This window comes from Sulfitobacter sp. 1A12056, from assembly GCF_043558125.1.
Taxonomy (GTDB): domain Bacteria; phylum Pseudomonadota; class Alphaproteobacteria; order Rhodobacterales; family Rhodobacteraceae; genus Sulfitobacter; species Sulfitobacter faviae.
Map to the genome: position 1 here is coordinate 609,168 of NZ_JBIFFY010000001.1, position 25,210 is coordinate 634,377.

Annotated in this window: 21 protein-coding genes and 1 tRNA gene; 6 read left to right on the forward strand and 16 right to left on the reverse strand. The window is 63.3% G+C overall.

Going from position 1 to position 25,210, the window contains the following annotated elements:
* Positions 1–13: 13 nt before the first annotated feature.
* The 5 genes from ACGYLD_RS03025 (at position 14) to ACGYLD_RS03045 (ending at position 5,409) form a co-directional block, all read left to right on the forward strand.
* Positions 14–103, forward strand: a tRNA-Ser gene (locus ACGYLD_RS03025).
* A 265-nt stretch (positions 104–368) separates the two neighbouring features.
* Complete coding sequence (locus ACGYLD_RS03030; protein WP_271693766.1) at positions 369–2,309, forward strand: TonB-dependent receptor domain-containing protein; 1,941 nt, start codon at positions 369–371, stop codon at positions 2,307–2,309.
* 157 nt (positions 2,310–2,466) lie between these two features.
* The gene (locus ACGYLD_RS03035) at positions 2,467–3,321 is read left to right on the forward strand and encodes a universal stress protein (RefSeq protein WP_271693765.1); all 855 of its coding nucleotides are present in this window, start codon (positions 2,467–2,469) and stop codon (positions 3,319–3,321) included.
* 21 nt (positions 3,322–3,342) lie between these two features.
* Positions 3,343–3,756 carry a cytochrome c gene (locus tag ACGYLD_RS03040; RefSeq protein ID WP_271693764.1) on the forward strand — a complete coding sequence of 138 codons (414 nt, stop codon included), beginning with the start codon at positions 3,343–3,345 and terminating at the stop codon, positions 3,754–3,756.
* Between the two features lie 123 nt (positions 3,757–3,879).
* Entirely contained in the window at positions 3,880–5,409 is a 1,530-nt protein-coding gene (locus tag ACGYLD_RS03045; protein WP_271693763.1) for a PAS domain S-box protein, read from the forward strand.
* Here ACGYLD_RS03045 and ACGYLD_RS03050 read toward each other — a convergent pair.
* The gene (locus tag ACGYLD_RS03050) at positions 5,406–6,140 is read right to left on the reverse strand and encodes a response regulator (protein ID WP_271693819.1); all 735 of its coding nucleotides are present in this window, start codon (positions 6,138–6,140) and stop codon (positions 5,406–5,408) included. The genes ACGYLD_RS03045 and ACGYLD_RS03050 overlap by 4 nt on opposite strands.
* 155 nt (positions 6,141–6,295) lie before the next feature.
* Here ACGYLD_RS03050 and ACGYLD_RS03055 point away from each other — a divergent pair, with 155 nt between their 5' ends.
* Positions 6,296–6,979, forward strand: a complete 684-nt coding sequence (locus ACGYLD_RS03055; RefSeq protein ID WP_209217813.1) for a helix-turn-helix domain-containing protein — start codon at positions 6,296–6,298, stop codon at positions 6,977–6,979.
* Between the two features lie 55 nt (positions 6,980–7,034).
* Here the strand turns inward: ACGYLD_RS03055 and ccoS are convergent, their stop codons facing one another.
* The 15 genes from ccoS to ACGYLD_RS03130 all read right to left on the reverse strand — a co-directional run bounded on the left by ccoS (position 7,035) and on the right by ACGYLD_RS03130 (position 25,193).
* The gene (gene ccoS, locus ACGYLD_RS03060; RefSeq protein ID WP_271693762.1) at positions 7,035–7,220 is read right to left on the reverse strand and encodes a cbb3-type cytochrome oxidase assembly protein CcoS; all 186 of its coding nucleotides are present in this window, start codon (positions 7,218–7,220) and stop codon (positions 7,035–7,037) included.
* Positions 7,220–9,337: a heavy metal translocating P-type ATPase gene (locus tag ACGYLD_RS03065; protein WP_271693761.1), complete on the reverse strand. Its 2,118-nt coding sequence runs from the start codon at positions 9,335–9,337 to the stop codon at positions 7,220–7,222. The genes ccoS and ACGYLD_RS03065 overlap by 1 nt, the downstream gene beginning before the upstream one ends.
* Positions 9,334–9,807 (reverse strand): FixH family protein, encoded by a 474-nt coding sequence (locus ACGYLD_RS03070; RefSeq protein WP_271693760.1) that lies wholly within the window; start codon positions 9,805–9,807, stop codon positions 9,334–9,336. The genes ACGYLD_RS03065 and ACGYLD_RS03070 overlap by 4 nt, the downstream gene beginning before the upstream one ends.
* Positions 9,804–11,393, reverse strand: a complete 1,590-nt coding sequence (ccoG, locus tag ACGYLD_RS03075; protein WP_271693759.1) for a cytochrome c oxidase accessory protein CcoG — start codon at positions 11,391–11,393, stop codon at positions 9,804–9,806. Before ccoG ends, ACGYLD_RS03070 begins: the two co-directional genes overlap by 4 nt.
* Before the next feature lie 96 nt (positions 11,394–11,489).
* The gene (ccoP, locus tag ACGYLD_RS03080; RefSeq protein ID WP_271693758.1) at positions 11,490–12,392 is read right to left on the reverse strand and encodes a cytochrome-c oxidase, cbb3-type subunit III; all 903 of its coding nucleotides are present in this window, start codon (positions 12,390–12,392) and stop codon (positions 11,490–11,492) included.
* Complete coding sequence (locus tag ACGYLD_RS03085) at positions 12,389–12,577, reverse strand: cbb3-type cytochrome c oxidase subunit 3 (protein ID WP_136720504.1); 189 nt, start codon at positions 12,575–12,577, stop codon at positions 12,389–12,391. Before ACGYLD_RS03085 ends, ccoP begins: the two co-directional genes overlap by 4 nt.
* 10 nt (positions 12,578–12,587) lie before the next feature.
* A complete protein-coding gene (gene ccoO / locus ACGYLD_RS03090) occupies positions 12,588–13,424 on the reverse strand; it encodes a cytochrome-c oxidase, cbb3-type subunit II (protein ID WP_271693757.1) in 837 nt (278 codons plus the stop codon).
* A gap of 5 nt (positions 13,425–13,429) precedes the next feature.
* Positions 13,430–15,040 (reverse strand): cytochrome-c oxidase, cbb3-type subunit I, encoded by a 1,611-nt coding sequence (gene ccoN, locus ACGYLD_RS03095; RefSeq protein ID WP_067262871.1) that lies wholly within the window; start codon positions 15,038–15,040, stop codon positions 13,430–13,432.
* 118 nt (positions 15,041–15,158) lie between these two features.
* The gene (locus ACGYLD_RS03100; RefSeq protein ID WP_394401098.1) at positions 15,159–17,606 is read right to left on the reverse strand and encodes an FAD-dependent oxidoreductase; all 2,448 of its coding nucleotides are present in this window, start codon (positions 17,604–17,606) and stop codon (positions 15,159–15,161) included.
* A gap of 1 nt (position 17,607) precedes the next feature.
* A complete protein-coding gene (locus tag ACGYLD_RS03105; protein WP_271693755.1) occupies positions 17,608–20,070 on the reverse strand; it encodes an FAD-dependent oxidoreductase in 2,463 nt (820 codons plus the stop codon).
* A gap of 89 nt (positions 20,071–20,159) precedes the next feature.
* The gene (locus tag ACGYLD_RS03110) at positions 20,160–20,747 is read right to left on the reverse strand and encodes a helix-turn-helix domain-containing protein (RefSeq protein ID WP_271693754.1); all 588 of its coding nucleotides are present in this window, start codon (positions 20,745–20,747) and stop codon (positions 20,160–20,162) included.
* A 91-nt stretch (positions 20,748–20,838) separates the two neighbouring features.
* On the reverse strand, positions 20,839–22,104 hold the full coding sequence (locus ACGYLD_RS03115; protein ID WP_271693753.1) for an ABC transporter permease: 1,266 nt from the start codon (positions 22,102–22,104) through the stop codon (positions 20,839–20,841).
* Positions 22,104–22,907, reverse strand: a complete 804-nt coding sequence (locus tag ACGYLD_RS03120) for a taurine ABC transporter ATP-binding protein (protein ID WP_271693751.1) — start codon at positions 22,905–22,907, stop codon at positions 22,104–22,106. The genes ACGYLD_RS03115 and ACGYLD_RS03120 overlap by 1 nt, the downstream gene beginning before the upstream one ends.
* 103 nt (positions 22,908–23,010) lie before the next feature.
* Entirely contained in the window at positions 23,011–24,003 is a 993-nt protein-coding gene (locus ACGYLD_RS03125; protein WP_271693750.1) for an ABC transporter substrate-binding protein, read from the reverse strand.
* A gap of 413 nt (positions 24,004–24,416) precedes the next feature.
* Positions 24,417–25,193, reverse strand: a complete 777-nt coding sequence (locus ACGYLD_RS03130) for a MetQ/NlpA family ABC transporter substrate-binding protein (RefSeq protein ID WP_271693749.1) — start codon at positions 25,191–25,193, stop codon at positions 24,417–24,419.
* Positions 25,194–25,210: the final 17 nt, after the last annotated feature.

Here is a 25,210-nt window from a genome sequence, read left to right on the forward strand (position 1 = left end):
CCCAGACCCCCGCGGAGAGGTGCCGGAGTGGTCGAACGGGGCGGTCTCGAAAACCGTTGAGCCTTCACGGGTTCCCAGGGTTCGAATCCCTGTCTCTCCGCCACTAACGCCTTGGGCGTGGTGCTTATTTCCCCCGATACGAAGACGCTGGTCAGTCGCCGCGCAAGCCTCGACGTCGCCGTCCTCCAAACCGGTCTGCTTAAAGACCAGGCACCCGCGTAGAAATCCAACGCCGCAGCCGCCACCCTCCCGCTTTAGCCAAATCCGCGCCTTGAACATTTCGGCGGATTGTCGCAACTATCCGCGCAGAGCAAGCAAGCGGTTTCATGAGTCCCAGCCAGCCAAGGATTTCTACAAGGGACAATAAAATGAAAACCAATACCGCCAAGCGCGTCGCGCTCTCTTGGCTGATGTGCTCGACCGCCACTCTCGCTTACGCGCAAGACGACACCGCCTTCGATCTCGGTGTGCTGCGCATTCAGACCTCAGCCGCTCAGGCTGTTTTGGGCAATGACGAGATCACCGAAACCGAAATCGAACAGCGCAACCCGGCCACCGTGGCCGATGTCTTTGCCGGCGAATCCGCGATCACCGCCAGCGGCGGCGCGCCGATCGCGCAGAAGGTCTATGTGAACGGGATCGAGGAAAGCATGCTTTCCGTCACCATCGATGGCGCGCGTCAGAACAAATCGGCCTTCCACCATACCGGCAACGTTCTGCTGGATCCGGCCTTGCTGAAATCCGTTGAGGTCAGCGCGGGGCTTGCCCCGGCGGATCAGGGGCCAAACGCGCTGGCGGGCTCCATCGCCTATACCACGAAAGACGCCCGCGATCTGCTGGACGGGGACGATCCCTTTGGAGGTCGCTACACGCTATCTTATGGCAGCAATGGCCAAGGGTTCCGCAATACCCTGACCCTCTTCGGGCAGAACGACGGTTTTGAATACCTGCTGAGCGGCACACGCGCGACGGGCGATGACTATGATGACGGCTCGGGCAGCACCATCACCGGCACGGCGGCGGACCTGACCGACTATATCGCGAAATTCGCCTATACCTCGCAAAGCGGCAAACGTCTGAGCTTCTCTGCTTCTGAGACAACCGACAATGGCCTGCGCGCGTCTCAAGGTGGCTTCATCCGCCCCGACTTTGCCGATGTGATCGGGCGCGACACGGTGCTCTACGAAGCGCTGTCGCAGCGCACCTCCTATACGCTGACCTATGAGGATGAGAACCCCTCGGGCATCTGGGCGCCCTATGCGCAGCTCAGCTACAACGAGCAGGCGATGGACGTAGGCTCGCTTTATGGCGTGAACAAAAGCCTCAGCGGTGTGCTCAGCAACGACTTCACGCTCCGCAACGGCAGCGTCAATGTCGGTGTCGATTTCTTTGACGAAAGCGCCGAAGGCTATGACAACACGGTCAGCCCGCGCAGTTCGAGCGGCCGCGAAGAGCTTAGCAACATCGGTATCTTCGCGCAGGCACGGCAGGATCTCTCCGACCGCATCTCCGTATCCTACGGCGGGCGCTACGACTGGGCATCCTTCGAAGGCGCGGATGGGAGCGATTTCGACGCCAGCGGCGCCAGCGTCAACGGCTCGGTCGATTACGTCTTGAACAATCAATGGACCCTCAACGCCGGAGCCGCCTCCAGCTGGGGCGGTTATGAGTTGGGCGAGGCTGCATTGGTCAACTTCCGCACCCCGTGGAATTATGACGGCTTCACCACCTCGCGCGCCAATGCGGTGCGCTTGGGCCTGCGTTACGACAGCGGCCCTTGGGCGGTCAAAGGCGCGCTCTTCGACACTGAGATCGAAGACATCAACGCCGTTCTGCCCTCGAGCGGCGCACGCGGTGCTGTGGACGATCTGACATCGCGCGGCTTCGACGGGTCGGTCACCTATACCGGCGCGCGCGGCTTCGCGACCTTGAACTACACCTATGCCGATGTGCAAACCAACGACGCGACAACCGCCACGACCGCCTATTACCTTGGCCGTCCGGTCGGCCATATCTTTGGCTTCGAAGCGGGCTATGACGTGACCGAGGAATGGCGTATCGGCGCGACCGCGCAGATCGCCTTGGAGAACGACGATACCGATGTGTCGCTCGACGGCTATGAGGTGGTCAATCTCTACGCGGAATACAAACCGCGGCGGATGGAGAACCTGAACGTGCGCATGGACGTGCAGAACCTGTTCGACGCGACCTATGCAAGCCGCAGTTCCGATGGGCTTGGGCTTGCCAATGTGGTGCCCTTGACCGAACCGGGCCGCACTGTCAGCCTGACCGCGTCGATCAGCTTTTAACTGACGCAGGTATCGCCCCCCTTTGCGCGGGGGCGATACCCTTTTCCGGCGCATGCCGCCTACGGTTCTTTCCGCAGTCCTCCTCCCGCTTGATCCAGATCAATGCAGCCGCTCCGGCCCGCCCCATAATGGCCGTGGTCACATGAGGAGCGTCGCCATGCAAAATGCCACCATCACAGTCGTTCTGGGGGTCGATGCCCGGCCAAATCAGCTTGAGGCCCTCGCCCGCGAGGCGCAGACCCAGGGCGCGCATCTGATCGTTCTTCTGCTCAGCGAAACCCCTGCCGTCCCGGTCTATTCGATGGGGGTGGGCGAACTCAGCACCTATTCCCTCCCGGCAGGCTGGCAGGCGGATGTGGACGCGGCCCGCGAGGCGGTCGAAAAACAGCGCGCGGAATTTTCGCAGTATCTCACCGATCAAGGCGCCAGCGCGGATGTGCGCGCGGTCTGTGGCGATGCCTCCGGCCTGCGCAACACGGTGGCGCGGGCGGGGCTGACCTGTGATGCGGTGCTTATCGGCGCGGACCTGCGCGAAGACAGCCGCCTGTTCGAGGACATCGTCCATGCCGCCCTTTTTGAGTCCGCCGTGCCGGTTCTGCTCAACACCGCGCAGTCCAAGGCGGCCTTGACCCCGCAATCGGTCTTCGTCGCATGGAAAGCGGGCATTCCCGCCACGCGGGCGATCCGCGCCGCTCTGCCAATCCTGCGCAATGCGCGGGAGGTGACCGTGGCGCTTTTCGACCCGGTCTCAATCTCGGCCTATGACGGTGAGAACCCGGGCACGGATGTCGCCGCTTGGCTGACCCACCAAGGCTGCAACGTTGCCGTGCAGCAATATGCCAGCGGAGGCGAGGACATTGGCACCGCCATCCTGAAACGCGCCAAAGAAACCGGGGCCGATCTGATTGTCATGGGCGCCTATGACCACTCCCGCCTGCGCGAGATGGTTTTTGGCGGCACGACCCGCAGCCTGATTGAACAAAGCGCCTTTCCTGTGCTTCTGTCGCACTAACGCCCATCGAAAGGACCCCCTATGCGCCCTCAACTCGCTGCCCTTGCCGGGCTATCCTGCGCCCTCCTCTCTGCCTGTTCGGAGGGGTCCTCTGACGACACCGACCGGCTGCGCGCGGGGCAGCGGGTCTATGCCAAGGAATGCGCCGCCTGCCACGGGGCGCAGGGCGAAGGGGGCGGTCCGATGTCCTTGCATCTGGATGTCGTGCCGCCGGATTTGGCCGGGCTGAAACAGCGCAATGACGGCTACTTCCCCCGTGAGTTTGTCAGCCGCTTCGTCATGGGCCAGCTTGCGAAAGACGACCCCGCCTCACCCATGCCAGACTTCTCCGCCGTTGGCCTGCGCCATGTCTACCCAAATGGCGGCGCGGATGGGGAGGTGCTGGAAACCGATTTCGCCAATCTGCTCGACTATCTGGAAGCGATCCAGTGGTAGGGCCGGCGTGGTTCGGGAGGCAGCCCTCGGGCACTTAACGCGCCCCCGCCCCGCATTGCGCCCCCGCCCCCTCTCACGCTATCGGATGCCCTGCCCCGCAGCCCCTACAGACGGAACCCTCGCATGAAGATCAACGACGAAAGCCCCGTTCTGCTGGCCCTTCTGGACGCCGCCGTCGATGCCATGGTGGTGGCGGATCACGCGGGCAATATCCTGCGGGTGAACAAGGCGGCGGCCACGCTTTTCGGCCATCCGGTCGAGGATCTGGTAGGGCAGAACGTGCGCATGCTGATGCCGGGGGATATGGCCGTTCAACATGACGGCTTCCTGCGCCACCATCTCGAGACCGGAGAGAAACGCATCATCGGCGTGGGCCGCGACGTGGAAGGGCTGCGCGCCGATGGCAGTGTCTTCCCGCTGCATCTTTCCGTGGGCCGCGCCGATATCTCGGGCGAGGTCGCCTTTGTCGGCATCATGCACGATCTGTCGCGCCGAAAAGCCGCCGAGGAGGCCACCGCCCGCTCGCAACGGATGGACGCCATCGGTCAGATGACCGGCGGCATCGCGCATGATTTCAACAACCTTCTGACGGTCGTGATCGGCAATCTCGAACTGCTGGAGATGTCGGAAACCTCGGCCAAAAGCGGCGCGCTGATCTCGGATGCGTTGGAGGCGGCAGAGATCGGCGCGGACCTCACCTCGCGCCTGATGGTCTTTGCCCGCAAGACCACGTTGAACGCGGCGGAGATTGACCTCAACGCCGAAGTCTCAAAAGCCGTGGCGATGCTCAAACGCACCATCGGCGCGCATATCGCGGTCGAGACGGGTTTTGCCGAGGACCTTTGGCAGGCCAAGGTGGATGCCACCCAGCTTCAGACCGCCGTTTTGAACATCGCGCTCAATGCCCAAGACGCCATGCCTTCGGGCGGGAAAATCACGCTGGAAACGCGCAACATGCAGCTTGACGACACCTATGTCGCACAGGAAATCGGCATCGACATGGGCAACTACATCCGCCTGTCGATCGCGGACACGGGCGAAGGCATGTCTGCTGAGACCCGCACCCGCGCGATGGAGCCGTTCTTTTCGACCAAACCGGTCGGCCAAGGCACGGGGCTGGGCCTGTCGATGGTTTACGGCTTCATCAAACAATCCGGCGGGCATATCGCGATCTACAGCGAATTGGGCAAGGGCACGACGATCAGCCTCTATTTCCCCGCCCTCGTGGACAGCACCAGCACGCGGGCGGCCTCCAGCGACGCGCCAGAGCAGCACGCCGGTATCGGCACCGGCCTGCGCGTGCTGCTGGTCGAAGACGATCCGATGGTCCTGCGCCTGTCGGAACGGCGGCTGGAGTCGCTGGGGTTCGACTGCGTCACGGCAACCACCGGCGATGCGGCTTGGGACATCCTGCAAGACCGCGACGACATCGACGTGGTCTTTACCGATCTGGTGATGCCGGGGGAGTTGTCGGGCCATGCGCTGGCCAAACGGGTCGCGGCGGAAATGCCCGATCTGCGAATATTGATCACCTCGGGATTTTCCGAAAACATCCTGCGCGGCGAGGAAGAGAGCAACGCCTTCGCCCTCTTGCGCAAACCCTACAGGCAAGCGGATCTGGCCGAGGCGTTTCGCGCCTTGTTACAGGACTAACCCGAGGTGGCGGTGGGGCTTTCGGTCAGCACATAGCCCACCCCGCGCACCGTCTTGATCAACAGCGGACGCGCCGGATCACGTTCGACCTTCTTGCGCAGCCGCGCCACTTGGTTGTCGATGGTGCGGTCCAAGGGTGCCCAGTTCTGTCCGTCGATCAGATCCATCAACCGGTCGCGCGACAAGGGCTTTTTCGCGTGGTTCACGAAGGCGGCCAGAAGTTTGAAATCAGCCGTGGTCAGATCCCCCTCCTGCCCGTCACGGCCCACCAGCAGCATCCGGTCGAGGTTGATCTTGAGCCCATCAAGCGCAAGCCACGGCTCTGCATTTTGCGGTGCGGGCGTCTCCGCCTCGCGCTTGCCGCTGCGCCGCAGGACGGATTTCACACGGGCCAAGACCTCTCGTACATGGAAGGGTTTGGTCAGATAGTCATCCGCGCCCAGCTCCAGCCCGACAACGCGGTCGATCACATCGTCCTTGCCCGTCACCATGAAGATCGGCACGTCATGATCGCGGCGAAGGTCGCGCGCGATGTCCAGCCCGTCCTCCGCGCCGAGGTTCAGATCCAAAGTCACCAGATCAAAAGCCTCCGCCGCGAAGGCCGCTCCCACGCTCTGCGCGTCATGCGCCTCGGTCACAAGGTATCCGTCGCTTTCAAGACAGCGCCTAAGAAGCGTCCGGATCTTGGCATCGTCATCAACAACAAGGATCTTCTTCGCGGTCACGCCCATCACCCCAAAAGTTGCGTTTGTATAGTCCGCAACCCAAGCGAGCACCACCCGCCACGCCATCCCCTGCGACAAAGCGTTACAAACGGATACAAGACCAAAGGTCGTTCTGCGACATGCGCCTGAGAATGTGACCGCGCCGCAGAAAGGACGATCGCATGTACGTGACGCTATCCAATGAGTTCACCCCCGCAACCAAAGTGCCCGAGGCGCAGCTTTGCCCCCGCACCCCCGCCGCGCAATCGCCGCGCAAGCGGCAGGCGGTCGGCAGCCATCTGTTTCGCGAGGGCGATATCGCCAATCATATCTATGAGATCACCTCGGGCGTTTTTCGCCTGACCCGCGTGCTCGACAACGGGCGGCGGCAGGTCATCGCCTTTGGCCTGCCCGGCGACATCATCGGCTTTCCCAATGGCGCGCTGCATCACAGCGATTGCGAGGCGATCCAGACGGCAGAGGTGATTGCCCACCGCCGCCATGCGCTCGACGATTTCGAGGGGGATCACGAGACGCATAAGCGGCTGTTGAACGCCGCCCTGCGTGAGATTTCGGCGATGCAGGATCACTTTATGATGCTGGCCCGCAAATCCGCGCTGGAAAAGGTTGCCTCCTTCCTCATCACGCTGGCGGAGCGCACCGGCAGGCCGATTGGCAATTACACTACCTGCGCCCTGCCGATGACCCGCAGCGACATCGCGGACTTCCTCGGCCTGACGATTGAGACGGTGAGCCGCACCCTGACCCGCCTGCGCAAGCAAGATATTATCGCGCTCGAGACCTCTCAGACCGTGCTGATCAAGGATATGGACGCGCTCATCTCGGCCTCTCAGGCAGCCGACTGACGGCGGGCTTTCATTGAGCTAAGAAAGCGCGGGCCACGGTCCGCGTTTTGCGTTTCTAGGTCGCCTTTTCGGAATCACGCTGGTGGGTGTCACCACTAGGCGCGCCATTCTCCAGCAAAATCCGCGCCGCGTCTCCTTCGAGGTCATCGTATTGCCCGTTGCGCAGCGTCCAGAGACAGGCCGCAAGCCCTGCCGCGCCAAGACAGAGGGAGACGGGGATGAGAACAATCAGGATATTCATCAGCGCACCGCATTCAAAACCACGAGGATAGACGAGGAAGACATCACCGCCGCCGCCATCAGCGGGGTGGCGAAGCCCATGACCGCCACCGGGATCGCGACCGCGTTATAGGCGGCGGCCAGCCCGAGGTTCTGGCGAATGCGGCTGCGCGCCCGGCGGGCCAGCCGCAGGGTATCGGCGACCGCAGAAAGATCACCGCCCAGCATCACCCCGTCTGAGGCGACCCGCGCGGCATCCAGCGCCGTGGCAGGCGCGAGAGAGGCATGCGCCTCGGCAAGCGCCGCCGTGTCATTCAACCCGTCGCCCACCATGAGCACCCGCTTGCCCCGCGCAGCCATGTCGCGAACCAGACCGGCCTTATCCTCGGGCCGAACGGCGGCATGAACCGTGTCAATCCCGAGGGTGTGGGCCAGCGCTTCTGCACGCTGCGCGGTATCGCCAGTGACCATCGCCACTTCCATCCCACGCCCGCGCAGGGCGCTGACGACTTCCGCCGCCCCGGCGCGGGGGGTCTCGGACAGAGGCAAGGGAATAGAGCGGTCCGCCAGATGCAGTTCCGGTCCCTCCTGCCCGCGACGCAATGAGACCCGCGCCCCGTGCCACAGGCCGCAGACGCCCTTGCCCGGCACCTCTTGCAGGTCGTGCAGATCGGCGGGCATCTGCCCCTGCAACGCCGCCGCCAAGGCGCGCGAGGCGGGGTGGTCAGACGCCTGCGCGAGGGCAAGCGCGACCGATGCCACCTCTGTATCAAGCGCGGGCAGCCGCGCGACGCCCTCGGTCAACGTGCCGGTCTTGTCGAAGAGAACTGTGTCGATCTCGGCCAAACGCTCCAAGGCCGTGGGGGATTTCAGCAACACGCCCGCGCGGAACAAACGCCCGGTCATCGCCGCCGTCACCGCCGGAATGGCCAGCGCCAGCGCGCAGGGGCATGTGATGATCAGCGTCGCCGTGGCCACGGCAATCGCGTGATAAAGGTCCCCCGTCAGTGCCCACCAGACCACGAAAGCCAGCGCCGCCAGCCCATGCACCACCGGCGCGTAAAGCCGCGCGGCGCGGTCGGCGATCCCGCTGTAGCGGTGTTTGCCGGTCTCGGCGACCTCGACCAAAGCCGCGAGGCGGCGCAGGGTGCTGTCCTCGGCCCGGCGGGTGACCCTTAGGGTCAGCGGCGTGCCAAGGATTACCTCGCCCGCGCAGATCGGCCCACCCGCCGCCACCGCGACGGGGTCGGCCTCTCCGGTCAGGGCGGAGCGGTCCACCATCACCGCGCCCAAGGCGATGCCATCCACCGGCGCGCGCGCTCCGGCGGCAAGGGCGATGCGGTCATCGGGCATCAAGGCGCTGACGTCCACCGTCTCACGCCCCGTCGCGGTCAGACGGGTCGCGCGGGGCAGTTCCAGCGCCGTTAACTCCGCCGCGGCGGAACGTGCTGTGGCCCGCGCGCGATGCTCCAGATAACGGCCCACCAGCAGGAAAAAGGTCAGCGAAAGCGCCGCATCGAACCAAGTATGCGCCCCGGTGGCGGCGAAAGTCTCATAAAGCGAGGTCGCCGCCGCCAGCAGGATCGCCAGCGCAATCGGCACATCCATATTCATCCGGCCCGCCCGCAGGGCGACCCATGCCGAGGCGAAGAACGGCACCGCCGAAAAGGCCAAGGCGGGCAACGCGATGGCAGCAGAGACCCAGTGAAACATCTCGCGCGTGATATCGCCCGCCCCGGACCAGACCGCGACGGAGACTGCCATCACGTTCATCATGGCAAAGCCCGCCACGGCGGCGCGGGCCAGCAGACGGCGGCCCGTGTCATCCCCCGCAGGCCGCAGGGCGGTCGCGTCCAGCTCATGCGCCTCGAAGCCCGCGTCGTTCAACGCCTGAAGCGCGGCGCTGGCGTCATAGCCGGAGCTCAGCACGATCCGCACCCGTTTGGCCCCAAGGTTCACCCGCGCGGCTTTGACCGAGGGCAAGCGGGCCAAAACCCCCTCGACCCCCGCAATACAGGCCGCGCAGCGGATCTGCGGCAGGGCGAGGTGGATGGCCTTGTCGTTCTCCGCGATGCGCTGCGCCGCAGCCACGGCCGAGGGGGTGCCTGCGACACAGCCGGGACAGGCGGCGACGGTCATCGTACCACCCGCAACGGAATGCGGCGGCGAAAGAGCGTGCCATCGGCGGCGCGCATCTCGATCCGCAGGTTCCAGTTGCCGGGGCCTGCGGTGACCGGCGCAACCCACGCGCGGCCAGCCCAGGCGAAGTCGGGCGTCATGTCATCCGCCACGGTGGTCGCCCGGCCCAATGTCGCCGCGATGATCTCGGGCTGCACCACGCCATTGGCATCCTGCACCGCCAAGCGGAGCGTCTCCCCTGTCAACTCGGTCTGCACCGCCCAGCCGAGCGCTTCCTGCGCCGCGCGGTCGCTGTCAAAATTTTGCGAGGCGACGTAGCTCGATTCGGTTTCCTTGCCGGGGAAGGTGCGCACCGCGTTGAAAGCGAGCGCGAGGTTCACCGCGATGATGATCGAAAACCCGCTTACGAAGATCGCCAGCACATGCCAGCCTGTCAGGGGGCGCTCCCGTTGCAGTTGCGCTGCGGTCATTGGCTGTCCTTTCCATTGAAAATCGTGTCACCAAAGGCCCGCTCGCCCGAGCGGACGTCTTCGACCCAGAACCGCAGATCGCTGCGCGGCGCGGTGGCGGCGTCACTCTGCGGCGGGGCGATGACATAGACCCGTTGCAGGCGGGTGGTGTCGGCGGGGACGGAGACCACCGAACCCGCCGCCCCCTCGACGCTGAGGTCCAAACCGCGGTCTCCGGCGAGAGACAGCCGGAAATCCCGTGCCTCCCCATGTTTGTTGCGCAGACGGATGTCATAGGCGTTGCGGATCGACCCGTCCGAGAGGGTGACGAAGGTCGGATTGCGCACCGGCGCGATGGTCATGTCGATCTCGGGCCGGATGAAGAGCGCCACGACAAGCGCTACACCGATCGCGGCCCAAGCAGCGGTGTAGATCAGGGTGCGCGGGCGGAAGACATGCTGCCAAAGCGGCTTGGGCTGCCAGGGCGGCGCAGTGGCCCCGGCGACATCGCCCGCGGGCGCCTCGGCAAGGCCAGCCACGGCAGCGCTTTCCTTCGGCGCGGTGGGCGGCTCATCATCCAGCGCGAGATAGTCGATCAGCCCGCGCGGGCGGCCAATCTTGGCCATCACATCGTCGCAGGCATCGATGCAGAGCGCGCAGGTGATACATTCCATCTGCTGGCCTTCGCGGATGTCGATCCCCATCGGGCAGACCGCCACACAGGCGTTGCAATCAATGCAATCGCCCAAAACCTCGCCGTCGCGCGACTGGCGGTCGCCCGCGGTGTTTTTGTCGAGCGCCGCGCCATAACGCGCCACCGCATCGCCGCTGCCGATCGCCTCTGCCGCCGCTTTCTGGCGCTTCACCCCGCCCTTGCCGCGCGGCTCGCCCCGCCATTTGCGGTAGCCGACGGTCAGTGTGCCCGGATCCATCATCGCGCCTTGGATGCGGGGCCAAGGGCACATGTAGATGCAGACCTGTTCGCGCATGAAACCGCCAAAGATGAAGGTCGTGGCCGTCAGCACGGCGATGGTGGCATAGGCCACGGGGGCGGCTTGCAGGGTCACGAGGTCGCGCGCGAGACTGGGCGCATCGGCAAAGTAAAAGACCCAAGCCCCGCCGGTCGCCACCGCGATCAACAGCCAGACCACCCATTTCGCCCCCCGCAACCGCGCCTTGCGCAGGCTCCAAGGTGCGTTGTGCAGTCGGATACGCGCGTTGCGGTCGCCTTCGATCCAGCGCTCCACGGTCATGAAGAGATCGGACCAGACGGTCTGCGGGCAGGCATAGCCACACCAGACCCGCCCCAGAGCGGAGGTAAACAGGAACAGCCCTAGCCCCGCCATGATCAGCAGCCCGGCCACGAAGTAGAATTCATGCGGCCAAATCTCGATCCAGAAGAAATGGAAGCGCCGGTTTGCGAGATCGACCAGAACTGCTTGGTCCGGCAGGTTCGGCCCCCGGTCCCAGCGGATCCACGGGGTGATGTAATAGACCCCCAGCGTGAGGATCAGGATCACCCATTTCAACCGACGAAAGAATCCGCTGACCCGGCGGGGGAAAATCGGCTCGCGGGCGGCGAAAAGCGGGGGGGCGGCGTTGGACATGGGCAGTAGGCTCCGGTGTTACGTCTTGCGGCCTACACCCCTAGGGCGCAGGCCGCTTTGATCTGCATCAATCCGCAGATTATTTGTCGTACCGGTTTAATCGGCGGCGGCACCCTCGGCATCGACCGCAGCCTCGCCGCCGCCCAGACCGTGGACATAGGCGGTCACGGCGCGCACCTCGGCCTCGCCCAGACGGGCCTGCCACGGCGGCATCACCCCCATGCGCGGCGCTTTGAGCTGCTGCAGGATCGCCTCATGGCTGCCGCCGCGCAGCCAGATCGCATCGGCAAGGTTGGGCGCGCCCATCTCACGGTCACCAAGGCCACGCTCCCCATGGCAGGCACTACAGTTGTCGGCATAGACCTCTGCCCCCGCCTGCGCCGCGCCCGCGTCATGCTCAAGCCCCGAAAGGCTGCGCACGAAATGCACGGTGGCGTCGAGCTCGGCTTCCTCCATCCAATCAAACGGCGGCATTTCCGAGAAACGCGCGTCGGGGTCATCCTCGTTGCGGATGCCGTGGCGCACGGTATAGGCGATATCCTCCATCGTGCCGCCCCAGAGCCAGTCATCGTCCAAAAGGTTCGGATAGCCCGAGGCCACCACACCCCCTGCCCCCGCGCCGTGGCATTGCGAGCAATTGGCCGCAAAGACCGAGCGCCCGGCCTGTGTCGCGAAACGGTGCAGCTCTTCGTTGTCCTTCAGCACCGCCAGATCGACGTTGACGAGACTTTCGGTCAAGTCGGCATTCGACAGGTCCACGCGCGCAATCTCGGCAGCGACTTCGCCACGGGTGGAATAGCCAAGCAGCCCCGCCGTCGCGCCTGAAACCATCGGCCAGGCGGGATAAAGGATGGTATAGATCACGCCCCAGACGACGGTGGCGTAGAATGTCCAGAGCCACCAACGCGGCAGCGGCGTGTTCAGCTCTTCGATCCCGTCCCAACTGTGGCCTGTGGTCTCGGTCCCGGTGGCGGGGTCGATCTTGCGTTTATCGGTCATGTGCGGGCTCCGTCATTGCGGGCTTGGTCGGGGTCGTCGTTGCGAAACGGGACGGCGGCGGCATCGTCGTGCAGGGCGCGCGAGCCGGGGCGAAAGGCCCAAGCAATGACGCCCAGAAAGATCAGCGTCAGGATCAAAAGCGCCCAGCTATCAGCCAGTTCACGCAGGAAAGAATAGGTGTCCATTGCGGCCTCCTCAGCGGCTGGCGTCAGGCACGAAGGTCGAGAAATCGACCAGCGTTCCGAGCATTTGTAGATAGGCGATCAGGGCATCCATCTCGCTCACCCCCGGCTGGCCGTCGAAGTTGCGCACCTGCGCGCCGGGGTAGCGTTCCAGCAGCCCGTCGTAATCGCCAAAAGGGTCAACCTGCACCCGGAAGTCGCCACGGACATTCGCGATCATCTCATCGCTATAGGGCACGCCGACCGTGCGGTGGGTGGCCACCAGATCGGTCATATCCTCAGGCTCAAGCTTGGCATCCATCAGAAAGGCGTATTTCGGCATGACGCTTTCCGGCACCACCGATTGCGGGTCCATCAGGTGATCGACATGCCACTCATCCGAATAGCGCCCGCCCACGCGCGCCAGATCCGGCCCGGTGCGTTTGGAGCCCCATTGAAACGGGTGATCGTACATGGATTCGGCAGCGAGGCTGTAGTGGCCGTAACGCTCCGTCTCATCGCGCATCGGGCGGATCATCTGGCTGTGGCAGACGTAGCAGCCCTCGCGCACATAGATCTCGCGCCCGGCCAGTTCCAGCGGCGAATAGGGGCGCATGCCCTCGACCTCTTCGATGGTGTTCTCCAACCAAAAGAGCGGCGCGATCTCGACGATCCCGCCGATGCTCACCACCCCGAGCGAGGCAATCAGCAGCAGCGTCGCGTTGCGCTCGAACCGCTGGTGAAAGGTGATCGCCTCCGTCTCGGGCGGCAGTTCGTTAGGAATTTCGCCCGTCTTCAAGCCTTCGCTGGCGGTGACCACCTTGGGGTCGTCAGTGGGGTCATAATTGGGGCTGTGGGGGTTCTTGGCCATTGATCTTACTCCGCTGGCAGGGCGACGGTGACGGGGCGGGCTTGCGGGGCGCGGATGGTCATCCACATGTTCCAGACCATCACCGCACCGCCCGCGAGGTAGAGAACCCCGCCCAGACCACGGACCACATACATCAGGAATTTCGCTTCGACGGTGTCGGCAAAGCTGTTGACGAGGAAGCCATTGGCATCGACCTCACGCCACATCAGCCCCTCCATAATGCCCGAGACCCACATCGACGCGGCGTAGAGCACGATCCCGAGGGTCGCGAGCCAGAAGTGCAGGTTGATCGCCGCCATGGAGTGCATCTGCGCCCGGCCCCAGAGCCGCGGGGTGAGGAAGTAGAGCGCGCCAAAGGTGATGAGCCCGTTCCAACCAAGCGCGCCGGAATGCACATGGCCGATGGTCCAATCGGTGTAGTGGCTAAGGCTGTTCACCGCGCGGATCGACATCATCGGCCCTTCGAAGGTGGACATGCCGTAAAAGGCGAGCGAGGCCACGAACATGCGGATGATCGGATCGGTGCGGATCTTGTCCCACGCCCCTTCGAGCGTCATCAGCCCGTTGATCATGCCGCCCCATGAGGGCATCCACAGGATGATCGAGAACACCATCCCCAGCGTCGCCGCCCAATCGGGCAAGGCGGTGTAATGCAAGTGGTGCGGCCCCGCCCAGATATAGAGAAAGATCAGCGCCCAGAAGTGGATGATCGACAGCTTGTAGCTATAGACCGGGCGGCCTGCCTGTTTCGGCACGAAGTAATACATCATGCCGAGGAAACCCGCGGTCAGGAAGAAACCCACCGCGTTATGGCCGTACCACCACTGCGTCATCGCATCCTGCACACCGGCAAAGACCTGCACCGATTTGGAGCCCCAGATCGACACCGGGATGGCGAGGTTATTGACCACATGCAGCATGGCCACGGTGATGATGAAGGCCAGAAAGAACCAGTTGGCGACATAGATATGCCGCTCACGCCGCTTCAGGATCGTGCCGAAGAATACGGCGAGGTAGACCAGCCAGACGATGGTGAGCCAGATGTCGACGTACCATTCCGGCTCAGCATATTCCTTGGACTGGGTCGCGCCCAGCAGATAGCCCGTGGCCGCCAGAACGATGAAAAGCTGATAGCCCCAAAAGACGAACCAAGCCGCATTCCCACCCCAGAGCCGTGCCGAAGAAGTGCGCTGCACGATGTAGAAAGACGTGGCGATCAGGGCGTTGCCGCCAAAGGCGAAGATCACCGCGCTGGTGTGCAGCGGGCGCAACCGGCCAAAGTTGGCATAGGGCTGTGCCCAGTCGATGTTCAGGGCCGGAAAGGCAAGTTGGAAGGCGATGAAGGTGCCCACCAAAAATCCCACCACGCCCCAAAAGGCGGTGGCGATGACGCCATAGCGAATGGGGCCATCCATATAGCCCTGCGGCGCCGCAGGCGCGACCGGCGCCGCGTCCTCGACAGGCATCCGGCGCAACTGCCAAAAAAACAACCCTGCGGCCACCAACATGACCAGCAGGGCGTGAACCATATAAGCCGGATCGCGCGCCCAATCCGCCCCGAGTGCTGCAAAGAACACTATAAGCGCAAGCACGATCAACTTGAGCGTATCGAACATATTCCGAATCCCTTCATCTTTGGGAAACGGATCGCATGAGCCCCAAGCCGCCGCTTTGATCTATGTCAAAGCCGGGGCGATAAGCCTGCGAAGGGGGCGTTTTTCGTAAGGCGACGGCCTAGCTTTTGGTCCGCGCCCCGCTAGGGTCATACATCGGTTTCAAACTGGCTTCGGCCTTGATCCGGCGGCCCGCCACGTCGATCTCATAGGTCGAGGCCAGCAGATCGGCGGGGCTTTCGCCCGCGCAGGGCACATAGCCCAGCCCGATCGCTCCGCCTAGGTGATGGCCATAGTTGCCCGAGGTGAGATAGCCCACGATCGCCCCCTCCCGTAGGATCGGTTCAGCGTGGTAGAGCAATGGCTCGGGGTCCGTCAGGCGGAATTGCAGCATCCGCAGCTTCAACCCCTCTTCCTTTTTGCGCAGCACCGCGTCGCGACCGATGAAATCGGGCTTGTCGGTCTTCACCGCAAAGCCCAAGCCCGCCTCCAGCACATGATCCTCGCAGGTGATGTCATGGCCGAAGTGGCGAAAGCCCTTTTCGATCCGACAACTGTCCATCGCATGCAGACCGCAAAGTTTCAGGCCGAAGGCCGCGCCCGCTTCCATTAGCGTCTCAAAGACATGGCCTGCCATCTCGGCGCTGACGTAAAGCTCCCAGCCCAGTTCGCCCACATAGGACACCCGATGCGCCCGGGCGAGGCCCATGCCGATCTCGATTTCGCGCGCCATGCCAAAAGGATGGGTGTCATTTGAGAGGTCAATGGGGGAAACGGCCTGCAACACGTCCCGCGCCTTCGGCCCCATAATCGCGAGCACCGCCTCACCCGCCGTCACATCGGTGATCACCACCATCCGGTCGCCAGCATGGCGGCGCAGCCATGTCTCATCCGCCAGCCGCGTCGCCGCCGGGGTGACGACGAGATAGGCGGTCTCGCTCAGCCGCGTTACGGTGACATCCGCCTCGATCCCGCCGCGAGGGTTGAGGAATTGCGTATAGACGATCTTGCCCACCGGCACCGCCATCTGCGCGCCGCAGACGTGGTTCATGAAAGCCTCGGCCTCTGGCCCCTCGACGCGAATTTTTCCGAAAGACGACATATCATAAAGCCCCACGCCCGCGCGGATGGCAGCATGTTCGGCGGCTTGATTGTCGAACCAATTCTGCCGGCCCCAGCCATAGCGATATTCGCGCGGCTGCCCGGGATCGGCGAACCAATTGGCCCGTTCCCAGCCTGCGAATTCGCCCATGACGGCGCCGTGTTCGAAGAGGTGCGCATGAAGCGGGCTGCGCCGAATGCCCCGCGCGGTGGCCTTCTGGCGGTAGGGGAAGTGATCGGCATAGAGCAGTCCCAGCGTCTCGGTCGAGCGCGTTGCCAGATAGGTCTTGTTGCCCTGAAAGGGCTGCATCCGCGCAATGTCCACGTCACCCAGATCAAAGGGTTTCTGCCCGTCCTCCATCCACTGCGCCAGCGCCATCCCCGCGCCGCCCGCCGATTGAATGCCGATAGAGTTGAACCCGGCGGCGACCCAGACATTGTCCATCTCGGGCGCTTGACCGAGGTGATAGGCATCGTCGGGGGTGAAACTTTCGGGACCGTTGAAGAAGGTATGAATCCCCGCCTCCGCCAGCAGCGGCAGCCGTTTGACCGCCATTTCGAGGATCGGCTCGAAATGGTCGAAATCCTCGGGCAGTTGATCGAACTCGAAACTATCGGGGATGCCGTCCAGCGCCCAAGGTTTGGCGACGGGTTCGAATGCGCCAAGCAGGATCTTCCCCGCATCCTCTTTGTAATAGGCGTATTCATCGGGGATGCGCAGCACCGGCAACTCGTGCAAGCCCGGCACGGCCTCGGTAACGATATAGAAATGCTCACAGGCTTGCAGGGGCACGTTGCTGCCCAGCATTCGGCCCATCTCGCGCCCCCACATGCCCGCGCAATTGATGACATGTTCGGCCTCGATCCGGCCCGTGTTGCCATCCTCCCCGGCCCAGTCCACCGCGATGATCCGACGCCCCGCGCGGGTGACCCCCGTCGCCTTGACCCGCTCGGCCACCACCGCGCCACGCGCCCGGGCGCCCTTGGCCAAGGCTAGCGCGATATTGGCCGGATCGCCCTGCCCGTCTTTCGGCAGATAGACCGCGCCGGTCATGCCTTTGGTCTCCACATGGGGGTATTTCGCGCGCACCTCTTCGGGGGTGATCTCTTCGACCTCGACGCCAAAGGCGCGGGCCATGGCGGCCTGCCGCAAGATCTCCTCACGCCGCGCAGGCGTCAGGGCGGCGGTGATCGAGCCCACCCGCTTGAACCCGGTGGCGACCCCGGTTTCCCCCTCCAACGCGCCGTAGAGTTCTTGCGAGTATTTCGCCAGCCGCGTCATGTTCTGCGTCGCGCGCAGCTGCGCGATCAGCCCCGCCGCGTGCCATGTGGTGCCGGAGGTCAGTTGTTTGCGCTCCAGCAGTACCACATCGGTCCAGCCCAGTTTCGTCAGATGATAGGCGACCGAACAGCCGATCACGCCACCGCCGATGATCACCGCGCGGGCCTTGGAAGGCAGGTGTCCCATCTCAGACCTCCTGCGCGCGAATGCGCGCGTTTTCCCGGTCCCAAAGCGGGGCGTCGGGCTGCACCATGGCACGGTAGCTCTGACCATAGATTTCGACCGTGAGTTCGGTGCCCGGCACGGCAGCCTCGGCCCGCACCACGCCGAGGGCGATGGAGGCATCGACCCGGTAGCCATAGCCGCCGCTGGTCACCTCGCCCACGGCATCTCCATTCAGGCGCAGCGTGGCCATCGGCGGCGCGTCTTGCGGGTTGCCTTCGACCACCAGCGTCACAAAGCGGCGCTGCGGCCCTTGCGCCTGTTCTGCGATCAGCGCCTCCTTTCCTGGAAATGCCTCCGGCTTGTCGAGACGCAGGAAACGGTCCAAGCCGGCCTCCAGCAAGGTATACTCCTGCGACAGATCGCCCTTCCACGTCCGGTAGCCTTTTTCCAGCCGCATGGAATTGAGCGCGAACATCCCAAAGGGCGTGGCCCCGCCCGCGATGACCGCATCATAGATCGCCGGCATGTCTTCGGGGGCCGCGTGGATTTCCCAGCCCAACTCGCCCGCGAAACAGACCCGGGCGAGCAGCGCTGGCTTGCCCTTTACCGACGCCTCTTGATGGCTGAGCCACGGCAGAGCCAGATCGGCCTCCGGGGCCAGCGGCGCCAGCAGGGCGCGGGATTTCGGGCCGCATAGGATCAGGGTCGAGACCGCATCGGTTCGATCCGTCAGGCTGATCGAACCGTTTTGGGGCAGCGCATCGCGCAGCAATTCATAGTCATGCCATTGCGCGGGGGCGGCGGTGATCAGGGTGAAGTCATCCTCAGCATGGCGCAGGATCGACATCTCGGTCAGCACCCGGCCCCGGCTGTCGGGGAAATAGCCGAGCGTCATCCGCCCGACCTTGGGAAGCGCGCCCGCGATGCGGCCCCGCAGCCATTCCGCCGCCCCCGGCCCCGCAAGCGCGAAACGCGAGAACCCCGGTAGATCGAGCACGCCCACATCGTCGCGCACCGCCACGACCTCCTCACGAACCCGCGCCGCCCACGGGCCATCCCGGTCCCATGTCTGGGTCGCGGCCTCGGCGGTGTCATCACCGGGTTTGGCGAAATAATTCGCCCGCTCCCACCCGTTGTAGGCCCCCATCTGACCGCCCGCGTCGCGCAGCCGGTCGTGCAGCGGCGACAGCTTCTTGTCGCGCCCGGCGGGCCATGCGTAATGCGGGAAATGCATCGCATATTCATGGCCATAGGTCTCAAGCGCCTTGGCGAGGGTAAAGTCGTGATCGGCATGGGCGGTGTAGCGGCGCGGGTCGACATCCCACATGTCCCACTCCGTTTCACCTTGCGTGATCCATTCGGCGATGACCTTGCCCGCGCCGCCGCCCTGCGCGATGCCAAAGGTAAAGCTATGCGCCTCGAAAGCGTTTGGCACGCCGGGCATCGGGCCCAGCATCGGCAGCCCATCGGGCGCATAGGGGATCGGCCCATTGATCACCCGCCCCACACCGCTCTGGCCCAACAGCGGCATCCGCGCCATGGCGTCTTCGATATACCATTCCAGCCGATCCAGATCGTCGGGATAAAGCTGAAAACTGAAATCCTCGGGCATCGGATCGTCGGGGGTGATCCAATGCGCCTTGCAGTTGCGCTCATAGGGGCCAAGGTTCAGACCGTTCTTGTCCTGCCGCAGGTAATAGGAGCTGTCCACATCGCGGACCATCGGCATCTTATGACCCTTCTCGGCGGTCCAAGCGGCGAGTTCGGGGATTTCTTCGGTCAGGAAATACTGATGGCTCATCACCACCGCAGGCACGCGGCGGCCCCCATGGGGGCGGAACCATTCGCCGACCCGCTGCGCGTAATAGCCGGCAGCGTTGACCACCTTCTCGCAGCGGATATCGCCCTTTTCGGTATGGACGAACCATTCGCCCCCATCGCGATCTATGCCGGTGGCGGGGGTAAAGCGGTGAATTTGCCCCCCCGCCTCCCGCGCGCCTTTGGCAAGGGCTTGGGTCAGTTGTGCCGGGTCGATGTCCCCATCCAAGGGGTCCCACAACCCGCCCGCAAGGTCATGTAGCTCTATGAACGGGTTGTGTTCTTTCAATTCGGCAGGGGTGCACATCTCCATCCCCAGCCCCTGCGCGCGGGCCATGGAGGCGACATGCTCAAACTCCTGCATCCGCTCGCGGCTATGCGCCAGACGCAGCGCGCCGGTGACATGGTAATTGATCGGATAGCCCACCGCCTCACCCAAACCGCGGTACATCTCAAGCCCGTAGCGCTGCATGTTCATCACCGCCCATGAGTTCGAGAAGTTCGGACAGTTGCCCGCCGCATGCCAAGTGGAGCCTGCGGTGAGTTCGTTCTTTTCCAGCAGAACGCAATCGGTCCACCCCGCGCGGGCGAGGTGATAGAGGGTCGAGACCCCAACCACGCCGCCCCCGATGATCACCACCCGTGCCGTTGTCGGAAAATCAGCCACATGCACCTCCTATCGCCATGCACCGCCAAAGGGCTGGCCAGAGGCGCCCCTGGACAGTTTGTAATTGTTCGAATTGATGAAAATCCGGTTCAGTAAACCGGGGGAGAAATCACCCAGACCACCACGACTGGCGTGTCGTAGGGGTTGTCCCAAGTGTAATATTCGCCCCGAATGCGAAAGCTGTCGCCGGGGCCGACGGTAAAGCGGCGCTCCGCGATCGTAAGGTTCAACCGGCCCGAGATGACGAAGCCGACCTCCTGCGTTTCGCGCCTGACGGGCGCTTCCAGCCCCGAATAGGCGGCGAAGGTCGAGTGGATCACCTCGAAACTGTCGGTGAGATCGGGCGAAAGCAGTTCTTCCGTCAAGCCATTGGCCGCACTCCCCATGGCACGCCGCGCCCCGGCCCGCACGACATAGCCACGTTCTTCGGGGCTTACCGTCGCTTCGCCAAAAAGCAGCGAGATCGGCACGTCCAAGATCTCGGCGATGCGGCGCAGGTCGGCGATGGAGGGGGTCGAGATGTCGCGTTCGATCTGACTGACCCAGCCGACCGACCGGCCCAAAGCCTCGGCCAGATCCGTGAGAGTCAGTTTGCGCCCTTTGCGGATCGCCCGTAGGTCGGCCCCCAGAGAGCGTGGCCCCACGGCCTCCGCCCCGGGCCTTTTTGCTCGGGTCATGTGAAATTTTCCTCCATTTTTTCACTGTGGCGCGAAATTCGGCGTCTGGCAAGGGGGGCTCCTTTCAAACAGAAGGGGATGGCGGGCGGGGTTAAGACCGCCCTTTCCAAGGGACCAGCAACCGCTCAGCCTTGCGCATCAGCATGTCGATGCCGAACCCGATGATGCCGATCAGGATGATCCCCATAAGCACGATGTCGGTCAGCTGGAATTTGGAGGCGACCATGATCATCATCCCCGCCCCCTTCTCTGCCGCGACCAGTTCGGCGGCGACCACCGTGCCCCAGCAGACCCCCATCGCCACCCGCGCGCCGGTGAAAATCTCGGGCAGCGAGTTCGGCACGATGACATGGCGCATGATCTGCGCCTTGGAGGCGCCCAGCGAATAAGCCGCATGGACCTTGGTGATATTCACCCCCGACACGCCGGACCGCGCAGCAATGGCCATGATCCACAGCGCCGCGAGGAACAGCAGGATGATCTTGCCCACCTCCCCGATCCCCGCCCAGATGATCACCAGCGGGATCAGCGCGAGCGGCGGCACCGGGCGCATGAATTCGACAATCGGATCGAACCAGCCCCGAAACCAGCCCGACAGCCCCATGGCATAGCCCAGCGGAATGCCCACCAGCGCCCCAAGAGCGAACCCCACCACCACGCGGAACAGCGAATAGCCCAGATGCTCCCACAGGGTGCTGTCGCGGTAGCCTTGGCTTGAGATTTCAGCAAGGCGGGAGACCACGGCTTCGGGGGGCGGCAGCCAGATCGGCTCCATCTGCCAACCCTTGGCGGGCTCGAAATTCAGCGTGCCCTTGGGCGACATGCCCACACGGCCAAACTCGGTCTGCACCTCGCCACCGGGCGCGATCTCCTGCCCGTTCACGGCAACAACCCGGTGCCCGAGATCGCGGCCCTTCTCGTCATTCTTATCAACACGCAACAGCCCCGAGCGCCAAGCGCCGATGGTGAAAGCGTCATTCTTGGCCCAGCCTTCGCCGGGATCGACCTGCGGCGTCTCGGCGTCTTCGCCCACCGGATGCACCAGCACCGTGATCGTGCCGTCATCGCGGGAGCCGTCATCGGCCTCGGCAGTATAGGTCAGCTCGGCCAGCCCCTCGAACGGGCCGGGCGCATGTAAAAATCGGGGCAGCAGGGACGAGTCGGTGAACGCGCCCCACAGCAAGAAGATCGTCAAGATCGAGATCACGCTGGCGGTGCGGTTCGACGTCACCGCGCTTTCGTCGCCAAAGGTTACCGTTTTACGCGCCGCGAAACCGCTGGCGGTCTGATCGACAACCAGACGGACAAGGAAAAAGGAAAGCGCGAAGATGACGATATAAATAAGCAGGATCAACATCATGCCTCCTCCGTCCGGCCCATGATCTCTTCCTCCATGTCCCAGATCATGCCGAGGATCTCCTCGCGCCTTTCGGCGAATTCCGGGTGTTTCTTGACCTCACGCAGGTCTTGCCCCACGCCCAGATCGGCAAAGGGCAGACGGTATTCGCGGTGAATGCGCCCCGGGCGCGGCGCCATGACCAAAAGCCGCTCGCCAAGCAGCAGCGCCTCTTCAACCGAATGGGTGATCAAGATGATGGTCTTGCCGGTCTCTTTCCACAGTTTCAGCACGAGGCTTTGCATTTTTTCGCGGGTCAGCGCATCCAGCGCGCCCAAGGGTTCGTCCATCAAGATCACATCGGGGTCATTCGCCAGACAGCGCGCCAGCGCCACCCGCTGCTGCATCCCACCCGAGAGCTCATAGATCGCCTTTTCCTTGAAATCGCCCAGCCCGACGATATCGAGCAAATGGTCAACCTCGGCCCCGTATTGCTTTTCGCCCTGCCCCTTCATGCGCGGACCAAAACTCACGTTTTCACGCACTGACATCCACTCAAAGAGCGCGCCCTGTTGAAAGACCATGCCACGCTCGGCATCCGGCCCCGTGACACGATGGCCGTTCATCACGATCTCGCCCGAACTCGGGGCAAGGAAACCCGCCACGATATTGAGCAACGTCGTCTTGCCACAGCCCGAGGGGCCGAGGACCGACATCAACTCCCCCTCCGCAAGGTCAAGCGATACGTCCTCAAGCGCCTGCACATGACTGCCATTGGGCAGATCAAACCGCATCGACAGGTTTTCGATTTTCAATCCCGACATGCCGCCCCGCTGCTTGTTCGTTTATCGGCGCGCCCCATCTGCCCGGTCCCTCGCAATTAGGCACCGGACTGCAACGGGGCGGCCTATTTTTGCGCCGCTTGGCTTACATATTGCTCGCGGCTTGCAGCGGGCCGGTGTTCACCGCGTCTTCATAGCTGTCGAGCGCTCCGTCGATCGCGCCTGCTTCGACAAAGACATCGGCCACGCCTTTCATGAACTCCTGCGCGCCCCCGCCGAGCCATTTCTCACTCATCTGCTCACCAACCGACGGGAAAGAGAATGTCGCGATGGTTTCCATCGTGGCGTCTTCGTCCATACCGGCGTCCTTGGCGATGACGGGCAGCATTTTCTCGCGGTTGGCCTCATCCGCCCACATCGCGTTTGCCTCAGCCGTCACGCTGAGAAAGGCGGCGACCGTGTCAGAGTTCTCGGCCACCCAAGAGGCCGGGCCGGAGGTGACGTCGAAGACGAGAATGCCCAGCTCTTCCTTCTCCGCGCCGGTCAACAGGATATTGCCATGTTCCATCATCCGGCGCAGCGACCCACCCCAGCCGCAGGCCATATCGACCGATCCCTGTGCGATGGCCGCGGCCCCATCTGGCGGCGCCATATCCACCACGTCGAGCGATCCAACATCGACGCCGAAGTGGTTCATTTGTTTGAGAAAACCGTAATGCGCAGCCGTGCCGAGCGGCACCGCCACCTTCTTGCCCGTCAGTTCCTCGGCAGAGGATTTGTCGATCTCCAGCGCCTCGCGCACGACGCAATTGTCATTCTCGGAATAGCTGACCGCGACATCGAGAATTTGCAGATCTTGCCCCGCCGAAGTGGCAACCACGAAGGGCGGCACGCCTTGGCTGAGCGACAACTGTACATCCCCCGAAGCCATCGCCGCGGACATGGCGGTGCCGGAATCGAAGCTCACCCAATTCACCGTCGTGCCGAGCGCTTCATCATACATCCCCTCCGCCTTGGCGTATTGGAACGGCATCGGCCATTCGAGGAAATACCCAACGGTCAGATCCTGCGCGGCGGATTGACTGACCCCCAGCACAAGCAGGCTGGCGGCGGTGCCCATCAGTTTCACGGTCTTCATGATAGTCTCCCTTGGTTTGTTATGGTCGCGTCTTGCAGTCGAACTCCCGTTCACATGGATCGCGACCATCGGCCCTGTCAGACATCAGGAAGGGCAAGCCCCGGGTCATGTGAAAAAATCCATCACCTTTTCACGATACGAGTGAAATTGAACTTTTCAACAAATTTCTCACGCCGCAGCGCAACATAATTTCAATGTTAAGAAGTATGCGTAGAAAATACGCCAGAGCGCGCGTGATTTCCGAGAACTACGCGGAATTTCTAAACAGAAATTTAATGGTTTTAGCTGACCGTCAGCCTCGACCCAATGATTAGGGGAGTTTTGACCAGTCGGAATGCCCCGGCCCGGGCCGGGGCGCTCTTGACCCGCGCGGGCGCGGGTCAAGTCTATCAATACGCTTCTAGAAAAAGCGCTTACCAGGAGGTGATGACGGTGCCCTGATAGCTTTCATCGATAAAGGTTTTGATCTCACCGGAGTGATAGGCCTTGAGCAATGTCTCAACCCATGCCGCTTCTTCGTCGCCCTTGCGGACGGCGATGACGTTCACATAGGGGTTCTCGGCGCTTTCCATCGCGATGGAATCTTCCTTGGGGCTGAGGCCCGAGGCAATCGCGTAGTTGGTGTTGATCAAAGCCGCATCCAGATCGGCCAGCGAACGCGGCAGTTGAGCGGCGTCGAGTTCCTTGAAAGACAGGTCTTTGGGGTTCTCGGTGATGTCGAGGACGGTGGGCACCAGACCTGCGGCCTCATCGACCTTGATCAAGCCGAGTTCTTGCAGAACCAACAGCGCGCGGCCACCGTTCGTGGGGTCGTTCGGGATGCCGAATGTTGAGCCTTCTTCGAGATCAGCAAGATCGGTGATCTTGTCGGAATAGACGCCCATCGGGGTGGTGATCGTGTTGCCGACCACGCTCAGCTCAAAGCCGCGGTCTTTCATCTGCGCTTCGAGATAGGGCACGTGCTGGAAAGAGTTCGCCTGAATGTCGCCATCGGCGAGCGCTTGGTTCGGCACCACATAGTCAGAGAATTCGACCACGTCGATTTCAAGGCCCATAGGCTCCGCGATGCGGGCGACTTCTTCCATGATTTCGGCATGTTCGCCGGGGGAAACGCCGACTTTGATTTCCTCGGCGGCAAGGCCGGTGGCCATCAGCGCCAGAACGGAGGTGAGTGTTGTAAGACGAAGCATAGTAGTCTCCTTAGATT